We start from the raw sequence: 17620 nt of genomic DNA on the forward strand, positions 1-17620 counted from the left end.
CATGAAATATTCATTAGGGCCGGTGCTCTACTACTGGCCAAAAGAGACGCTGGAAGATTTTTACCAACAAGCCGCCACCAGCAGCGCCGATGTGATTTACCTCGGTGAAGCGGTGTGCAGCAAACGCCGCGCCACCAAAGTGGGCGACTGGCTGGAGATGGCGAAAAGCCTGGCCGGGAGCGGCAAGCAGGTGGTGCTGTCAACGCTCGCGCTGGTGCAGGCTTCGTCCGAACTGGGCGAGCTGAAGCGCTACGTCGAAAACGGTGAGTTTCTGCTGGAAGCGAGCGACCTGGGGGTAGTGAACATGTGCGCCGAACGCAGGCTGCCGTTTGTCGCAGGCCATGCGCTGAACTGCTATAACGCCGTCACCCTGCGCCTGCTGCTCAAACAGGGAATGACCCGCTGGTGCATGCCGGTGGAGCTCTCCCGTGACTGGCTGGCAAACCTGCTGAATCAGTGCGACGAGCTGGGCATTCGCCATCAGTTCGAAGTGGAAGTGCTGAGCTACGGTCATCTGCCGCTGGCCTACTCTGCCCGCTGCTTCACCGCGCGATCGGAAGACCGCCCGAAAGATGAATGTGAAACCTGCTGCATCAAGTACCCGAACGGGCGCAGCATGCTGTCGCAGGAGAACCAGCAGGTGTTTGTCCTGAACGGCATTCAGACCATGAGCGGTTACGTCTATAACCTCGGCAACGAGCTGGCGTCGATGGACGGGCTGGTGGACATGGTGCGCCTGTCGCCGCTGGATACCAGCGTTTTCGCGATGCTGGACGCCTTCCGCGCTAACGAAAACGGCGCGTCGCCGCTGCCGCTGGCGGCAAACAGCGACTGCAACGGTTACTGGAAACGTCTGGCCGGGCTGGAACTTCAGGCCTAAAAAAGGCTCACTTTGTTAACAACGGTTATCATTTTTTAATGCAGTATTAAAGATTGACCGTCGACAAAGTGAGCTGTTATGACTGACAAAACCATTCCGTTTTCGGTGCTGGATCTGGCGCCGATCCCACAAGGCTCCTCGGCAAGAGAAGCCTTCACGCACTCTCTCGATCTGGCTCAGCTGGCCGAAAAGCGTGGCTATCACCGCTACTGGCTGGCAGAACATCACAACATGGTCGGCATTGCCAGCGCCGCTACATCGGTGCTGATTGGCTACCTGGCAGCGAATACCACCACTTTGCACCTTGGCTCCGGTGGCGTGATGCTGCCGAACCACGCCCCGCTGGTGATAGCCGAGCAGTTCGGGACGCTGAACACCCTCTATCCGGGCCGTATTGACCTGGGGCTTGGCCGCGCGCCAGGCAGCGACCAGCCGACCATGCGCGCCCTGCGCCGCCATATGAGCGGCGATATCGATAACTTCCCGCGCGACGTGGCGGAACTGGTGGACTGGTTCGACGCGCGCGATCCGAACCCGCACGTGCGCCCGGTGCCGGGCTATGGCGAGAAGATCCCGGTGTGGCTGTTAGGCTCGAGCCTGTATAGCGCGCAGCTCGCCGCGCAGCTGGGGCTGCCGTTCGCGTTCGCCTCCCACTTCGCGCCGGATATGCTGCATCAGGCGCTGCACCTCTACCGTACGAACTTCAAACCGTCCGAGCGTCTGGAGAAGCCGTACGCGATGGTGTGTATCAACATCATTGCCGCTGACAGCAATCGCGACGCGGAATTCCTGTTTACCTCTATGCAGCAGGCGTTTGTGAAGCTGCGCCGCGGTGAGACGGGCCAGTTGCCGCCTCCGGTGGAAAATATGCATCAGCTGTGGTCGGCCTCCGAGCAGTATGGCGTGCAGCAGGCGTTGAGCATGTCGCTGGTGGGTGATAAGGCAAAAGTGCGTCACGGGCTGGAAGCAGTGCTGCGTGAAACGCAGGCGGATGAAATTATGGTCAACGGCCAGATTTTCGATCACCAGGCGCGTTTACATTCGTTTGACCTGGCGATGCAGGTGAAAGAAGAATTGGTGGGGTAGTTTTTTGCCGGATGGCGGCTTCGCCTTATCCGGCCTACGCGGTCCCTGTAGGCCCGGTGAGTGTAGCGCCACCGGGCAATGTGTTTACTGGTACACAGGCAACAGGTTAAAGCTCGACAGCACGTGAACCAGCGCGTTACCCACCCCAAATACCAGGATCAGCGCAATCATCGGTTTACCGCCCCAGACGCGGAATTTCGGGCTGCCGAAGCGTTTACGTGATTTACGTGCCAGCAGCGCTGGCACAATCGCCGCCCAGATGGTGGCCGCCAGCCCTGCATAGCCGATGGCATAGAGGAACCCGTTCGGCCACAGCAGACCGCCGACAATCGGCGGCAGGAAGGTCAGCAGCGCCGTCTTGAAACGCCCCATCGCAGAATCGTCAAAGCCAAACAGATCCGCCAGGTAGTCAAACAGGCCCAGCGTCACACCGAGGAATGAACTCGCCACCGCAAAGTTGGAGAAGACCACCAGCAGCAGATCCAGACTGCGGCTGTTCAGTACGCCGCTCAGCGCCTGCACCAACACGTCAATGTTACCGCCCTTTTGCGCAATGCCGATAAACTCCGGGCGCGGGATGTTGCCCATTGTCCCCAGCAGCCAAATCACATACAGCCCAAGCGCCAGCAGCGTGCCGTAGACCAGGCACTTCACGATGGTGCGCGGATCCTTGCCGTAGTACTTCATCAGGCTCGGCACGTTGCCGTGGTAGCCGAACGACGCCAGACAGAACGGCAGGGTCATTAGCAGATACGGCGTGTAGGAGGTATTAACTTCCGCAACGTTAAACAGCGTGGCGGGCGTAACGTGCCCCAGCAGGCTGCCGAAGGTCAGGAAGAAGGTGATGACCTTCGCGCCCAGCACAATCGCCGTCATGCGGCTCACCGCTTTGGTGCTCATCCAGACGATGAACGCCACGCCCATCGCAAAGAAGAGTCCCGCCAGACGCGCCGGAACGTTCAGCGACATCTCCGAAAAGGTGTGATGCAGAATCGAGCCGCTTGCTGAGATGTACGCGTAGGTCAGGATGTAGAGCACAAATGCGATGGAAAGGCCGTTCACCAGGTTCCAGCCTTTGCCCAGCAGATCTTTGGTGATGGTGTCGAAGCTGGAGCCAATGCGGTAGTTCAGGTTCGCTTCAAGGATCATCAGGCCGGAATGCAGCATGCAGAACCAGGTGAACACCAGCGCGGCCAGCGACCAGAAGAACCACGCACCGGACATGACCACGGGCAGGGAAAACATCCCGGCACCTATAATGGTTCCGCCGATGATCACCACGCCGCCAAGCAGCGAAGGTGACGTTTGGGTGGTGGTTAGTGTCGCCATACAGCCTTTTCTCCAGTTAATCATGCGGTTCTGCATTTTAGTGTGATGCACTGTACCAGTACAAGAGTACAAAGGGAATAAAAAAAGCCCCGATAGCGTGTATCGGGGCTGTATATTTTACTTTACGTCAGAAGCGAAAGGCTTACGCGTCACCGAAACGACGACGGCTGGTGCCTTCTTCACGACGTGGGCCACGGCTTTCGCGGCGCTCGCCGGAGAAACGACGACCTTCACCACCGCGTCCTTCACTGCGACCGCCTTCACGACGCTCGCCGCCGAAACCGCGACCACCGCCACGACGTTCGCCACCGCGGTCAGGACGTGGCTGTGCATCGCCCAGCAGCTGCATGTTCATCGGCTTGTTCAGGATGCGGGTGCGAGTAAAGTGCTGCAGTACTTCGCCCGGCATGCCTTTTGGCAGTTCGATGGTAGAGTGGGATGCGAACAGCTTGATGTTACCAATGTAACGGCTGCTGATGTCGCCTTCGTTAGCAATCGCGCCAACGATGTGACGAACTTCAACACCATCATCACGGCCCACTTCAATGCGGTACAGTTCCATGTCGCCAGCGTCACGACGCTCACGACGTGGACGGTCTTCACCACCACGCTCTGGACGGTCGCCGCGTGGACCACGGTCGTTACGGTCGCCACGACGTTCGAAACGATCGTCACGGTCACGGAACTCACGCTTAGGACGCATCGGTGCATCTGGTGGCACGATCAGGCTACGTTCGCCCTGAGCCATTTTCAGCAGTGCTGCAGCCAGAGTTTCCATGTCCAGCTCTTCGCCTTCAGCGACAGGCTGGATCTGCGACAGCAGCGCGCGGTACTGATCCAGATCGCTGCTTTCCAGCTGCTGCTGTACTTTCGCGGCGAATTTTTCCAGACGGCGTTTGCCCAGCAGGTCTGCGTTTGGCAGGTCGGCTTCTGGAATGGTCAGCTTCATGGTGCGTTCAATGTTGCGCAGCAGACGACGCTCGCGGTTCTCAACGAACAGCAGCGCACGGCCAGCACGACCCGCACGACCGGTACGACCGATACGGTGAACGTAAGACTCGGAATCCATCGGAATGTCGTAGTTTACAACCAGGCTGATACGCTCAACGTCCAGACCACGTGCTGCCACGTCGGTTGCAATCAGGATATCCAGACGACCGTCTTTCAGACGCTCCAGCGTCTGCTCACGCAGGGCCTGGTTCATGTCGCCGTTCAGCGCTGCGCTGTTGTAGCCGTTACGCTCCAGCGCTTCAGCCACTTCCAGGGTCGCATTTTTGGTACGCACGAAGATAATCGCCGCATCAAAATCTTCCGCTTCCAGGAAACGGACCAGCGCTTCGTTTTTGCGCATGCCGTACACGGACCAGTAGCTCTGGCTGATGTCCGGGCGAGTGGTCACGCTGGACTGAATACGCACTTCCTGCGGCTCTTTCATGAAGCGGCGGGTAATGCGACGGATCGCTTCTGGCATGGTTGCAGAGAACAGAGCGGTCTGGTGACCTTCCGGGATCTGCGCCATGATGGTTTCTACGTCTTCGATGAAGCCCATACGCAGCATTTCATCTGCTTCATCCAGTACCAGGCCGCTCAGTTTAGAGAGGTCCAGAGTACCGCGCTTCAGGTGATCCAGCAGACGGCCCGGCGTACCGACGACAATCTGTGGGCCCTGGCGCAGGGCGCGTAACTGCACGTCATAACGCTGGCCGCCGTACAGGGCTACCACGTTTACGCCGCGCATATGTTTAGAGAATTCCGTCATTGCTTCAGCAACCTGAACAGCCAGTTCACGAGTTGGAGCCAGGACGAGGATCTGCGGTGCACGCAGGTCCGGATCGATGTTGTTCAGCAGCGGCAGCGAGAACGCTGCAGTTTTACCGCTACCAGTCTGGGCCATGCCCAGCACGTCACGACCAGAAAGCAGATGCGGGATACATTCTGCCTGGATCGGAGATGGTTTTTCGTAACCCAGATCGTTAAGGGCTTCAAGGATAGGAGCCTTCAGGCCCAGATCTGCAAAAGTGGTTTCGAATTCAGCCATGTAGTACGAGTGCCTCAATGTCAATGGCGGCCAGTCTACTTAGCTCATCGTGAAAATGATTAGCAATTTTCATTGAAAAGTGTGAACCGGCTCAAAGTAGGTGTATTGACGAACAACAACGCCCTCACCAGTGAAGGTGATGGCAATCAAAAGATTACGGGCTGATGTTTATGTCGTCAGCTATTGCTGGTCCGATTCTGCCAGGTCGTCTTGCTCCTGGCCCAAGAGCGATAATTCCAACAATGCATAACGGTGCTCAACGAAGTTATGTACGTTGTTAGCAACCGCTAATTTGAACAGTGCCGTAGCGCTGTCCATATCCCCCAGACTTAGGTAGTACTTACCTAAATAGAAGTTGGTTTCACTGAGATGCTCAGCGAGCGAGGTGTTATCCGTTGCGTCCGCCTTGAGGCGTTCCATCAGCGTTGCTTCGCTAATGTTGCCCAGGTAGAACTCGACAATGTTCCATCCCCACTGTTCCTTATCCGATTTCTCGAAGCGCTGTTGTAGTGCTTCTTTTGCCTGCTTCTCATCGAGCTTCCGCTCAACGATGTAAAGCCACAGGCTACGGAAAGGATCATTAGGATCGTCTTGATAAAACGCCAGCAGATCATCTTGCGCTAACTTATCACGACCGCCGTAATACAATGCGATACCGCGATTCAAGTGCGCGTAGTTGTAAGTTGGATCAAGCTCAAGTACAGAATCAAACGCTTCATAGGCAGCATCAAAATTGCCTGCCTGCGTTAAATAAATGCCTAAGTAATTGAATACTTCAGGCATATCAGGTCGGATAGCCAGCGCTTGTGAAAAATCATTTCGCGCTAATGCCCTCAGACCGAGACTATCATACAACACTCCGCGCTCATATAAAAGCTGTGCGCGTTCGTCATCGGTTAAAGCCCGACTGGCAAGTATTTGTTCCATGCGTGCCAGAATCACTTCCTGCTGCAAAGTCGGTTGCAATGGCACTGCGAGGACTTCGCTCTTACGCCAGGCAGAGTTGCTGCATCCTGCCAGCGTTAAAGCTGTCGCAACGAAACACCAGCGCAAAAAAGGCTTCATTTCCCACTCCCGAAGACAACTATTGGATGAACGTCCTGTCCCCCGGCGGCTTAACAAGGCGTCCTGCCTGATAACAGGCCCTCCGCAAAGCGGAGGGCAAATGGCAACTTACTCGCCTTGCTGTTCAGCAGCCGGAGCTTCCGGTGCCGCAGCAGGTTGAGACTGCTCGGTTGCTTCTTTAATGCTCAGACGGATACGGCCCTGACGGTCAACTTCCAGAACCTTAACCGGCACTTCCTGACCCATCTGCAGGTAATCGGTCACTTTCTCAACGCGCTTGTCAGCGATTTGAGAGATGTGAACCAGACCTTCTTTACCGCCACCGATGGCAACGAACGCACCAAAGTCAACGATACGGGTCACTTTACCCGCGTAGACGCGGCCCACTTCGATTTCAGCAGTGATTTCTTCGATGCGACGGATAGCGAATTTCGCTTTCTCGCCGTCGGTTGCTGCGATCTTCACAGTACCGTCATCTTCGATTTCGATGGTGGTGCCGGTCTCTTCGGTCAGCGCGCGGATAACAGAACCGCCCTTACCGATAACATCTTTGATCTTGTCTGGATTGATCTTGATGGTGTGAATACGCGGAGCGAATTCAGAGATATCACCGCGTGGCGCGTTGATAGCCTGTTCCATCACGCCCAGGATGTGCAGACGCGCACCTTTAGCCTGGTTCAGAGCAACCTGCATGATCTCTTTGGTGATACCTTCAATTTTGATATCCATCTGCAGGGCAGAGATACCGTCGCGGGAACCCGCTACTTTGAAGTCCATATCACCCAGGTGGTCTTCGTCACCCAGAATGTCAGACAGAACAACGAAGTTGTCGCCTTCTTTCACCAGACCCATTGCGATACCCGCAACGGCGGCTTTGATCGGCACGCCCGCATCCATCAGCGCCAGAGAGGCACCACACACGGAAGCCATGGAAGAAGAACCGTTGGATTCGGTGATTTCAGAAACCACGCGAACGGTGTACGGGAATTTGTCAGCTTCCGGCATCACTGCCAGCACGCCGCGCTTCGCCAGACGACCGTGACCAATTTCACGACGCTTCGGTGAGCCAACCATACCGGTTTCGCCCACAGAGTACGGAGGGAAGTTGTAGTGGAACAGGAAGTTGTCAGTACGCTCGCCCATCAGTTCGTCGATGATCTGCGCGTCACGTGCGGTACCCAGGGTTGCGGTAACCAGCGCCTGCGTTTCACCACGGGTGAACAGCGCAGAACCGTGAGTACGCGGCAGTACGCCAGTGCGTACGTCCAGACCACGAATCATGTCTTTTTCACGGCCATCGATACGCGGCTCGCCTGCCAGTACGCGGCTACGAACAACGTTTTTCTCGATAGCGTGCAGAATTTCGCCAATTTCGTTAGCGTCCAGCGTTTCGTCTTCGGCAACCAGGGTCGCGGTTACTTCAGATTTGATCGCGTCAACCTGAGCGTAACGCTCCTGTTTGTCGGTGATGCGGTAAGCGTCGCTCAGACGAGATTCTGCCAGTGCCGCAACGCGTGCGTTCAGCGCATCGTTTGCTGCTTCTGGCTGCCAGTCCCAACGTGGCTTACCGGCTTCTTTCACCAGGTCGTTGATGTTCTGGATAACAATCTGCTGCTGCTCATGACCGAACACCACAGCGCCCAGCATCTGGTCTTCGCTCAGCAGTTCAGCTTCGGATTCAACCATCAGCACAGCCGCTTCAGTACCGGCAACAACCAGGTCCAGCTTACTTTCTTTCAGCTCTTCCTGAGTTGGGTTCAGCACGTACTGGTCATTGATGTAACCGACGCGCGCGGCACCGATTGGGCCATTGAATGGAATACCAGACAGTGACAGGGCAGCGGAGGCACCGATCATCGCAACGATGTCCGGGTTAACCTGTGGGTTAACGGAAACAACGGTCGCAATAACCTGCACTTCGTTAACGAAGCCTTCCGGGAACAGCGGACGAACCGGGCGGTCAATCAGACGCGCGATCAGGGTTTCGCCTTCGCTTGGACGGCCTTCACGACGGAAGAAGCCACCCGGGATTTTACCGGCAGCGTAGGTACGCTCCTGGTAGTTAACGGTCAGCGGGAAGAAGTCCTGACCTGGTTTAGCTTTTTTCTGGCCCACAACGGTCACGAATACCGCGGTGTCATCCATGCTTACCATAACGGCAGCAGTCGCCTGGCGTGCCATCATGCCGGTTTCCAGCGTGACGGTATGTTGACCATACTGGAATTTACGAACGATCGGATTCAGCAAAATTCTATCCTTTCTTAAATGTATGACAGCACACCGCCGGCGTGCTGTCGATTTAACCCGACCTTCTTCGCATCCTCGCGACTAATGACAACCGACACCCCCATGGGTGAAGCCTCTCATTAGCCGCGCGAACCTCTGCAATGAAGATCATTTATAGCAACAATACAATAGTTTCCATTGAATTGCTGCCGTCTGGTTGAAAAAAGGGGCCATCAGGCCCCCTTTTCTGAAACTCGCAAGACTTAGCGACGCAGACCCAGACGCTCGATCAGCGCGGTGTAGCGTGCAACATCTTTACGCTTCAGGTAGTCGAGCAGTTTACGACGCTGAGAAACCATGCGCAGCAGACCACGACGGCTGTGGTGATCTTTTTTGTGCTCTGCAAAGTGACCCTGCAGGTGGTTAATCTGTGCAGTCAGCAGTGCAACCTGAACTTCGGTAGAACCGCTGTCGTTAGTACCACGACCAAACTCAGAAACGATTTTAGCTTTAGCTTCAACGCTTAGAGACATTTTCAAACTCCAAAGTATAAAAAATGTAAGGGTGCCGATCTCTAATTCAGCGACCCCATGTACGCCCCGCAGATTGTTAAACAATTTACCGGGCGTTAAGCGGCGATATTCTACTCGTCTCCCCTGCTTATCGCAAGGTGAGGCGTAATCACCGTCACGCGCCGACCGGATATTCGACGACCAGACGACGCGGCGCAACGCGCCCTTCACCGTCCATTTCGCCCATACCGATGAATTTCCCTTCGTCACCTTCCGTCACGCGTACCAGTCCATCCAGCGGCGCATCCGCCGTACGAACCGGGTTTCCGTTCTTAAAGTAAACGGACGATGTTAAAGGAAGATTAACGATCGGGAAGTCCGCTGCCGGACTGTCCATTGGCATCAGCAGTGGATCCAGCAAATCTGCTGGTTCCACTCCCTGCGCTTGTGCCTGTTCAGCCAGCGCGCGCAGCTGCTCAAGCGTCACCATGCGTTCCACCGGATATTTACTGACCGCCTGACGACGCAGATAAATCACATGCGCACCGCAGCCCAGCTTTTCACCCAGGTCGTCGATGATGGTGCGAATATAGGTCCCTTTCGAACAGTGGACTTCCAGCTCCAGCTCGTCACCTTCGTGGCGAATGAACAGCAGCTCATACACGGTTATCGGACGCGCTTCGCGCGGGACGTCAATTCCCTGGCGCGCGTATTCGTAGAGCTTCTTGCCCTGATATTTCAGCGCCGAATACATCGACGGCACCTGCATCGTGTCTCCGCGGAAGCTCTCCAGGGCCGCATCAAGCTGTTCGGCGCTGAAGGTCACCGGGCGCTCTTCCACCACCTGACCATCCGCGTCGGAAGTATCCGTACGCTGGCCCAGTTTAGCGATAACGCGGTAGCGTTTATCGGAATCGAGCAGGTACTGGGAAAATTTTGTCGCTTCACCCAGGCAAATCGGCAGCATGCCGGTCGCCAGCGGATCCAGCGCGCCGGTGTGGCCCGCACGGTTAGCGTTATAAATACGCTTCACTTTTTGCAGCACGTCGTTGCTGGATGCACCCTGCGGTTTATCCAGCAGCAGCACGCCATGCACGTCGCGACCGCGACGACGAGGACGACTCATCAGTCCTCCTTGCTGTCGTCCGTCGGGTTAACACGACGTTCGTCGTCATGTTTCACCACGCTGGTCACCAGGTTGGACATGCGCATACCTTCGACCAGCGAGTTGTCGTAGAAGAAGGTCAGCTCGGGAACAATACGCAGGCGCATCGCTTTGCCGAGCAGAGAGCGGATGAAACCAGAGGCTTCCTGCAGTGCTTTAATGCCGTTCTTCACCGCCGCTTCGTCCTGATCGTTCAGGAAGGTCACGAACACTTTGGCATAGGCCAGGTCACGAGACATTTCCACGCCAGAGACGGTGGTCATCATACCGATACGCGGGTCTTTGATTTCGCGTTGCAGGATAAGCGCAATCTCTTTCTGCATCTCCTGCGCCACGCGCTGTGGGCGACCAAATTCTTTCGCCATAATAAATTCTCCAGACAAAAAAGGGGCTAAAAGCCCCTTTTAAAATTATTGCCGGGTGGCACGAGGCGATCCCGGCCTACATATGGACTTATCCCTAAGGATTAGTCGATGCTGCGTTGGATCTCGATGATTTCGAACACTTCGATCATATCGCCAACGCGAACGTCGTTGTAGTTCTTAACGCCGATACCACATTCCATGCCGTTACGGACTTCGTTAACGTCATCTTTGAAGCGGCGCAGGGATTCCAGCTCGCCTTCGTAGATAACCACGTTGTCACGCAGTACGCGGATTGGGTTGTGACGCTTGATGGTACCTTCGGTAACCATACAGCCCGCGATCGCACCGAATTTCGGTGATTTGAACACGTCACGCACTTCAGCCAGACCGATGATCTGCTGTTTCAGCTCAGGAGACAGCATACCGCTCATCGCGGCTTTCACTTCGTCGATCAGGTTATAGATGACGGAGTAGTAGCGCAGATCCAGGCTTTCCGCTTCGATCACGCGGCGAGCAGATGCATCAGCACGCACGTTGAAGCCAACCAGGATAGCGTTGGATGCCGCAGCCAGGGTTGCGTCGGTTTCGGTGATACCACCTACGCCAGAACCGATGATCTTCACTTTCACTTCGTCGGTAGACAGTTTCAGCAAGGAGTCGGAGATCGCTTCCACAGAACCCTGAACGTCTGCTTTCAGAACGACGTTCACTTCGTGAACTTCGCCTTCAGCCATGTTCGCAAACATGTTCTCAAGTTTAGATTTCTGCTGACGCGCCAGCTTAACTTCACGGAATTTGCCCTGACGATACAGTGCCACTTCACGCGCTTTCTTCTCGTCACGCACAACGGTCACTTCATCACCGGCAGCCGGAACACCGGACAGACCCAGGATTTCCACTGGAATGGACGGACCTGCTTCCAGCACTTCCTGGCCCAGTTCGTTACGCATCGCACGAACGCGACCGTATTCGAAGCCACACAGAACGATGTCGCCCTTGTTCAGCGTACCTTCGCGAACCAGAACCGTTGCAACCGGACCACGACCTTTATCCAGGAAGGATTCGATTACCGCACCGCTCGCCATACCTTTACGAACGGCTTTCAGCTCCAGAACTTCGGCCTGAAGCAGGATAGCGTTCAGCAGGTCGTCGATACCAGTACCCGCTTTTGCAGATACAGGGATGAACTGCGCTTCGCCGCCCCACTCTTCCGGCATAACGCCGTACTGAGACAGTTCGTTCTTCACGCGGTCCAGATCGGCTTCTGGCTTATCGATTTTGTTGACCGCAACAACCAGAGGCACCTGCGCCGCTTTCGCGTGCTGGATAGCTTCAATGGTCTGTGGCATAACGCCATCGTCTGCTGCAACAACCAGTACAACGATATCCGTAGCCTGAGCACCACGAGCACGCATTGAGGTGAACGCTGCGTGGCCTGGGGTATCCAGGAAGGTGATCATGCCGTTTTCGGTTTCTACGTGGTAAGCACCGATGTGCTGGGTAATGCCACCCGCTTCGCCGGAGGCAACTTTCGTAGAACGAATGTAGTCGAGCAGAGAGGTTTTACCGTGGTCAACGTGACCCATGATGGTCACAACCGGTGCACGCGGTTCAGCCGCAGCGCCAGTGTCACGGTCGCTCATTACTGCTTCTTCCAGCTCGTTTTCACGACGCAGGATAACTTTGTGGCCCATCTCTTCGGCAACCAGCTGTGCGGTTTCCTGGTCGATAACCTGGTTGATGGTCGCCATTGCGCCCAGCTTCATCATCGCTTTGATGACCTGAGAGCCTTTAACCGCCATCTTGTTCGCCAGATCGCCAACGGTGATGGTTTCGCCAATCACGACGTCACGGTTAACCGCCTGAGCTGGCTTCTGGAAGCCCTGCTGCAGAGAAGAACCTTTACGCTTACCGCCTTTACCACCGCGAACCGCTGCACGAGCTTCTTCGCGGTCAGCTTTAGATTCAGCGTGTTTGTTACCTTTCTTAGCCGGACGCGCGGCTTTTGCATTACGACCACGGCCACGGCCGCCTTCTACTTCACGGTCGTTATCATCTTCAGCCTGACGCGCATGCTGAGAAGTGGTCACGTGATAGTCGCTGGTGTCTTCAGTCGGTTCAGCGGTATTCACGCCATTCTTCTCGTTTTCTTCTGCCATACGGCGCGCTTCTTCAGCGACGCGGCGAGCTTCTTCTTCCAGCTTACGGCGGGCTTCTTCTTCCGCTTTACGCTTCAGCTCGGCAGCTTCATTTTCACGGCGGGCTTTTTCAGCCTGGGCGGTTTTGGTCATTTCGTCTGTCTGTTGATTGCTCACTTTGTCTTTTTCCGCAGCGTCACGCTTCACTTTATCACTGGCGTCGCGTTTCGCTTTTTCTGCGGCCTCACGTTCAGCTTTTAATTCTGCTTCACGTTTGGCGGCTGCTTCCGCCTCACGCTGAGCTTGTTCTTCCGCTTCACGCTGTGCCTGCTCTTCCGCGGCAAGGCGTTCTGCCTCTTGCGGATCACGTTTTACAAAGGTGCGCGTCTTGCGGACTTCAATTTGTACCGATTTGCTTTTGCCACCGGTACCAGGAATGTTTAACGTGCTGCGCGTTTTGCGCTGCAGCGTTAACTTGTCAGGCGTAGAACCGTGTTCGCGGTTCAGGTGCGTTAACAAGGTTTGTTTTTCTTGCGCGGTCACCGAGTCATCAGCGGACTTCGGGATCCCTGCATCAGCAAATTGCTGTACCAGGCGGTCCACGGAGGTCTGAATCTCAGCAGCCAGCGATTTTACAGTTACATCAGTCATGCTGTTCCTTCCTGCTACAGTTTATTACGCTTCGTCGCCGAACCAGCAAATATTACGTGCGGCCATGATGAGTTCGCCGGCTTTCTCGTCGGTTAAACCTTCGATATCGGCCAGGTCATCAACGCCTTGCTCAGCGAGATCTTCCAGCGTACAAACACCACGGGCAGCCAGCTTGAACGCAATCGCACGATCAAGACCTTCCAGATTCAGCAGGTCATCAGCCGGCTTCTTATCGCCAAGGCTTTCTTCCTGAGCCAGTGCCAGGGTGGTCAGTGCGTTTTTAGCGCGTTCACGCAGGGCTTCAACGGTTGGCTCATCCAGACCGTCAATTTCCAGCAGCTCTTTCATTGGCACATAGGCCAGTTCTTCCAGCGTAGAGAAACCTTCTTCTACCAGAACAGTGGCGAAGTCTTCGTCAATGTCGAGGTATTTGGTGAAGGTATCGATCGCCGCATGGGCTTCAGCCTGATGCTTAGCCTGCAGGTCATCAACGGTCATGACGTTGAGTTCCCAGCCGCTCAGCTGTGACGCCAGGCGTACGTTCTGACCGTTACGGCCAATCGCCTGCGCCAGGTTGCCCGCTTCAACAGCGATATCCATGGTGTGTTTGTCTTCGTCAACAACGATAGACGCGACATCAGCCGGAGCCATTGCGTTGATCACGAACTGCGCCGGGTTGTCGTCCCACAGAACGATATCAATACGCTCGCCGCCCAGTTCGGTAGAAACCGCCTGAACGCGCGCGCCGCGCATACCGACGCAAGCACCGACCGGATCGATACGCTTGTCGTTGGTTTTCACCGCAATTTTCGCACGAGAGCCTGGATCGCGAGCTGCTGCTTTGATCTCAATAACTTCTTCGCCGATTTCCGGCACTTCGATGCGGAACAGTTCAACCAGCATTTCTGGTTTAGAACGGGTCACGAACAGCTGTGCACCACGCGCTTCAGGGCGCACGGCGTACAGAACACCACGAATACGGTCGCCCGGGCGGAAGTTTTCACGCGGCAGCATGTCTTCACGCAGGATCACGGCTTCAGCGTTGCCCGGCATCCCTTCGGATTTAATTTCCAGAGAGATGTTGTCACGGTTCACTTTCTTCACCACGCCAGTGATGATTTCGCCTTCCTGATCGCGGAACTGATCGACAACCAGCGCGCGCTCGGCTTCGCGCACTTTCTGCACGATAACCTGCTTAGCGGTCTGGGTGGTGATACGGTCGAAGGTCACAGATTCAATCTGATCTTCAACGTAGTCACCCACGTTCAGACTTTCGTCTTCAAAACGTGCCGCTTCCAGGGTGATCTCTTTGGTCGGCTGGGTCACTTCTTCAACGATTACCCAACGACGGAATGTATCGAAGTCACCGCTTTTACGATCGATTTCTACGCGAACATCGATCTCTTGTTCGTATTTTTTCTTGGTTGCTGTAGCCAGTGCACTTTCCAGCGCTTCGAAAATTTTCTCACGCGGCAGTGATTTCTCGTTGGAGACGGCTTCAACAACAGCCAAAATTTCTTTGTTCATCGCGGGCTTTTCACCTCAATCCAGACTGTTAAAAGTGGGGAACCAGGTTCGCCTTCTGGATATTACTCAGCGCGAACACTTCATCTTTGCCTTCGACTGTTACCGTGATCATTTCACCATCAACGGCTTTGATAATTCCCTGCCATTTACGGCGGTTCTGTACGGCCATACGCAGAACGAGAGCCACTTCTTCACCGGTAAAGCGCACATAGTGCTCGGCCGTGAACATCGGGCGATCCAGGCCAGGTGAGGAAACTTCCAGGTTGTACGCAACGGTAATCGGGTCTTCAACATCAAGAACCGCACTCACCTGGTGGCTGACATCAGCACAATCATCAACATTGATGCCATCTTCACTATCAATATAGATGCGCAGCGTCGATGTACGGCCGCGAACGAATTCGATGCCGACCAGTTCGTAGCCCAGTGCTTCGACCGGTGCAGTAATCATCTCTGTTAATTTTTGCTCTAATGTGGACAAGCCCACCCCCAAGACATAAAAAAAGGGCGTAAAGCCCAGTTATTCTGTAGTCAGATAACAAAAAACCCCGATAAATCGGGGCTTTAGATAACTGAACCCTATAGCCACAACTGTGGCCTGGAGCACTCTCCGAAAGAATTTTTTCAAATCCAGCTACGAAGGCTCTAAGTCTTCACAGTATATTTGAAAAAGAACTTTATGGGAAAGTGGTTGCGGGGGCCGGATTTGAACCGACGACCTTCGGGTTATGAGCCCGACGAGCTACCAGGCTGCTCCACCCCGCGCCTGAAACGTGGCAAATTCTACGCGTTTTGGACAGAATTTGCAAATAATGCTGGGATTTGGTACCGAAGACGGGACGTAAAATCGGCGTTTAGTATATTGATAGTTGACCCCACCTGTCAACCCAGCTTCCGCCAGAGAGAACAGACCAAATTTTTTACAAAAAACGCATGAGTCTCTTCCGGTATTCGATAAAAGATGATTAAATGAATACTCACTTATTTTGCATAAAAATGCACAAGAGAACGAAAGCGGTCTCTAATCAGTCAATCAAGCAGGGTTTTATTCTATGACGACGATTCTCAAGCATCTTCCGGTAGGACAACGTATTGGCATCGCTTTCTCAGGCGGCCTGGATACCAGCGCTGCACTGCTGTGGATGCGCCAGAAGGGAGCGGTTCCGTATGCATATACTGCGAACCTGGGTCAGCCGGATGAGGACGATTACGATGCTATTCCTCGTCGCGCTAAAGAGTATGGCGCAGAAAACGCGCGACTGATTGACTGCCGTAAGCAACTGGTTGCTGAAGGTATCGCCGCTATTCAGTGCGGTGCGTTCCATAACACCACGGGCGGCCTGACCTATTTCAACACCACCCCGCTGGGTCGTGCCGTCACCGGCACCATGCTGGTTGCCGCCATGAAAGAAGATGGCGTAAACATCTGGGGTGACGGCAGCACCTATAAAGGCAACGATATCGAACGTTTCTATCGTTATGGCCTGCTGACCAACGCGGAGCTGCAGATCTACAAGCCGTGGCTGGACACCGACTTCATCGACGAGCTGGGTGGTCGTCATGAGATGTCTGAGTTTATGATTGCCTGCGGCTTTGACTACAAAATGTCCGTTGAGAAAGCCTACTCTACCGACTCCAACATGCTGGGCGCGACGCACGAAGCGAAGGACCTGGAGTTCCTGAACTCCAGCGTGAAGATCGTTAACCCGATCATGGGCGTGAAGTTCTGGGACGAGAGCGTGAAGATCCCAGCAGAAGAAGTGACCGTGCGTTTCGAACGTGGTCATCCGGTTGCCCTGAACGGTAAGACCTTCTCTGACGACGTTGAACTGATGCTGGAAGCAAACCGCATCGGCGGTCGTCACGGTCTGGGCATGAGCGATCAGATTGAAAACCGTATCATCGAAGCGAAAAGCCGCGGCATCTATGAAGCTCCAGGGATGGCGCTGCTGCACATCGCTTACGAGCGTCTGCTGACCGGTATTCACAACGAAGACACCATCGAGCAGTATCATTCTCATGGTCGTCAACTGGGCAAACTGCTGTATCAGGGTCGCTGGTTCGATCCGCAGGCGCTGATGCTGCGTGACGCGCTGCAGCGTTGGGTAGCGAGCGCGATCACCGGTGAAGTGACGCTGGAACTGCGTCGTGGTAACGACTACTCCATTCTTAACACCGTGTCGGACAACCTGACCTATAAAGCCGAGCGTCTGACCATGGAAAAAGGTGAGTCTGTGTTTTCTCCGGACGACCGTATTGGTCAGTTGACCATGCGTAACCTGGACATCACCGATACCCGTGAGAAGCTGTTCAACTACGTTGAGAATGGTCTGCTCTCCGCGAATTCCGGTAACGGCCTGCCGCAGGTTGAAAACCTGGAGAATAGCGATAAGAAGTAATCGCTGATGTAACATGCAAAAGGCGCCCAATGGGCGCCTTTTTGTTTGGCTTTTGTAGGGCGGGTAAGCGCAGCGCCACCGGGCCTACGAAAGGCAAATGCTACAGACGAAAAAAAAGACGCCTTTCGACGTCTTTCTTCTGGAATATTGGTACCGAGGATGGGACTCGAACCCACAAGCCCGTTAGGGCACTACCACCTCAAGGTAGCGTGTCTACCAATTCCACCACCTCGGTACGG

General features: G+C 54.9%; 14 protein-coding genes and 2 tRNA genes. 3 read left to right on the forward strand and 13 right to left on the reverse strand.

Annotated features, from left to right (window positions below; all coding sequences use genetic code 11):
• The first annotated feature begins 1 nt into the window (after position 1).
• Both DG357_RS19960 and DG357_RS19965 read left to right on the forward strand, forming a co-directional pair.
• Entirely contained in the window at positions 2-880 is an 879-nt protein-coding gene (locus DG357_RS19960) for a U32 family peptidase (protein WP_041907896.1), read from the forward strand.
• A gap of 78 nt (positions 881-958) precedes the next feature.
• On the forward strand, positions 959-1966 hold the full coding sequence (locus tag DG357_RS19965; protein ID WP_047367057.1) for a luciferase-like monooxygenase: 1008 nt from the start codon (positions 959-961) through the stop codon (positions 1964-1966).
• Between the two features lie 84 nt (positions 1967-2050).
• On the opposite strand, the gene mtr is transcribed toward DG357_RS19965, so the two are convergent.
• The 12 genes from mtr to DG357_RS20025 form a co-directional block, all read right to left on the reverse strand.
• Positions 2051-3295 carry a tryptophan permease gene (gene mtr, locus DG357_RS19970; RefSeq protein ID WP_088204400.1) on the reverse strand — a complete coding sequence of 415 codons (1245 nt, stop codon included), beginning with the start codon at positions 3293-3295 and terminating at the stop codon, positions 2051-2053.
• Between the two features lie 142 nt (positions 3296-3437).
• Positions 3438-5333, reverse strand: a complete 1896-nt coding sequence (locus DG357_RS19975; protein ID WP_041907893.1) for a DEAD/DEAH family ATP-dependent RNA helicase — start codon at positions 5331-5333, stop codon at positions 3438-3440.
• Positions 5326-5406 (reverse strand): protein YrbN, encoded by an 81-nt coding sequence (yrbN, locus tag DG357_RS23360; RefSeq protein ID WP_100122156.1) that lies wholly within the window; start codon positions 5404-5406, stop codon positions 5326-5328. Before yrbN ends, DG357_RS19975 begins: the two co-directional genes overlap by 8 nt.
• 107 nt (positions 5407-5513) lie before the next feature.
• The gene (nlpI, locus tag DG357_RS19985) at positions 5514-6398 is read right to left on the reverse strand and encodes a lipoprotein NlpI (RefSeq protein WP_028014546.1); all 885 of its coding nucleotides are present in this window, start codon (positions 6396-6398) and stop codon (positions 5514-5516) included.
• A gap of 108 nt (positions 6399-6506) precedes the next feature.
• Positions 6507-8645 carry a polyribonucleotide nucleotidyltransferase gene (gene pnp, locus DG357_RS19990; RefSeq protein WP_028014547.1) on the reverse strand — a complete coding sequence of 713 codons (2139 nt, stop codon included), beginning with the start codon at positions 8643-8645 and terminating at the stop codon, positions 6507-6509.
• A gap of 242 nt (positions 8646-8887) precedes the next feature.
• Positions 8888-9157 (reverse strand): 30S ribosomal protein S15, encoded by a 270-nt coding sequence (gene rpsO, locus DG357_RS19995; protein ID WP_003861789.1) that lies wholly within the window; start codon positions 9155-9157, stop codon positions 8888-8890.
• A gap of 154 nt (positions 9158-9311) precedes the next feature.
• Entirely contained in the window at positions 9312-10262 is a 951-nt protein-coding gene (gene truB / locus DG357_RS20000; protein WP_088204350.1) for a tRNA pseudouridine(55) synthase TruB, read from the reverse strand.
• Positions 10262-10666, reverse strand: coding sequence for a 30S ribosome-binding factor RbfA (gene rbfA, locus DG357_RS20005; RefSeq protein WP_041907887.1), 405 nt, complete (start codon positions 10664-10666; stop codon positions 10262-10264). Before rbfA ends, truB begins: the two co-directional genes overlap by 1 nt.
• A gap of 101 nt (positions 10667-10767) precedes the next feature.
• The gene (gene infB / locus DG357_RS20010; protein WP_041907885.1) at positions 10768-13455 is read right to left on the reverse strand and encodes a translation initiation factor IF-2; all 2688 of its coding nucleotides are present in this window, start codon (positions 13453-13455) and stop codon (positions 10768-10770) included.
• A 24-nt stretch (positions 13456-13479) separates the two neighbouring features.
• A complete protein-coding gene (gene nusA / locus DG357_RS20015; RefSeq protein WP_014885374.1) occupies positions 13480-14982 on the reverse strand; it encodes a transcription termination factor NusA in 1503 nt (500 codons plus the stop codon).
• Positions 14983-15010: 28 nt separating this feature from the next.
• A complete protein-coding gene (gene rimP / locus DG357_RS20020) occupies positions 15011-15463 on the reverse strand; it encodes a ribosome maturation factor RimP (protein ID WP_014833432.1) in 453 nt (150 codons plus the stop codon).
• Between the two features lie 207 nt (positions 15464-15670).
• A tRNA-Met gene (locus DG357_RS20025) sits at positions 15671-15747 on the reverse strand.
• A gap of 287 nt (positions 15748-16034) precedes the next feature.
• Between DG357_RS20025 and argG the strand changes: the two genes are divergently transcribed.
• Positions 16035-17381, forward strand: coding sequence for an argininosuccinate synthase (argG, locus tag DG357_RS20030; protein WP_028014551.1), 1347 nt, complete (start codon positions 16035-16037; stop codon positions 17379-17381).
• A gap of 148 nt (positions 17382-17529) precedes the next feature.
• Here argG and DG357_RS20035 read toward each other — a convergent pair.
• Positions 17530-17616: transfer RNA gene (locus DG357_RS20035), tRNA-Leu, on the reverse strand.
• Positions 17617-17620: the final 4 nt, after the last annotated feature.

It is taken from the genome of Enterobacter bugandensis, assembly GCF_900324475.1.
Taxonomy (GTDB): Bacteria; Pseudomonadota; Gammaproteobacteria; order Enterobacterales; family Enterobacteriaceae; genus Enterobacter; species Enterobacter bugandensis.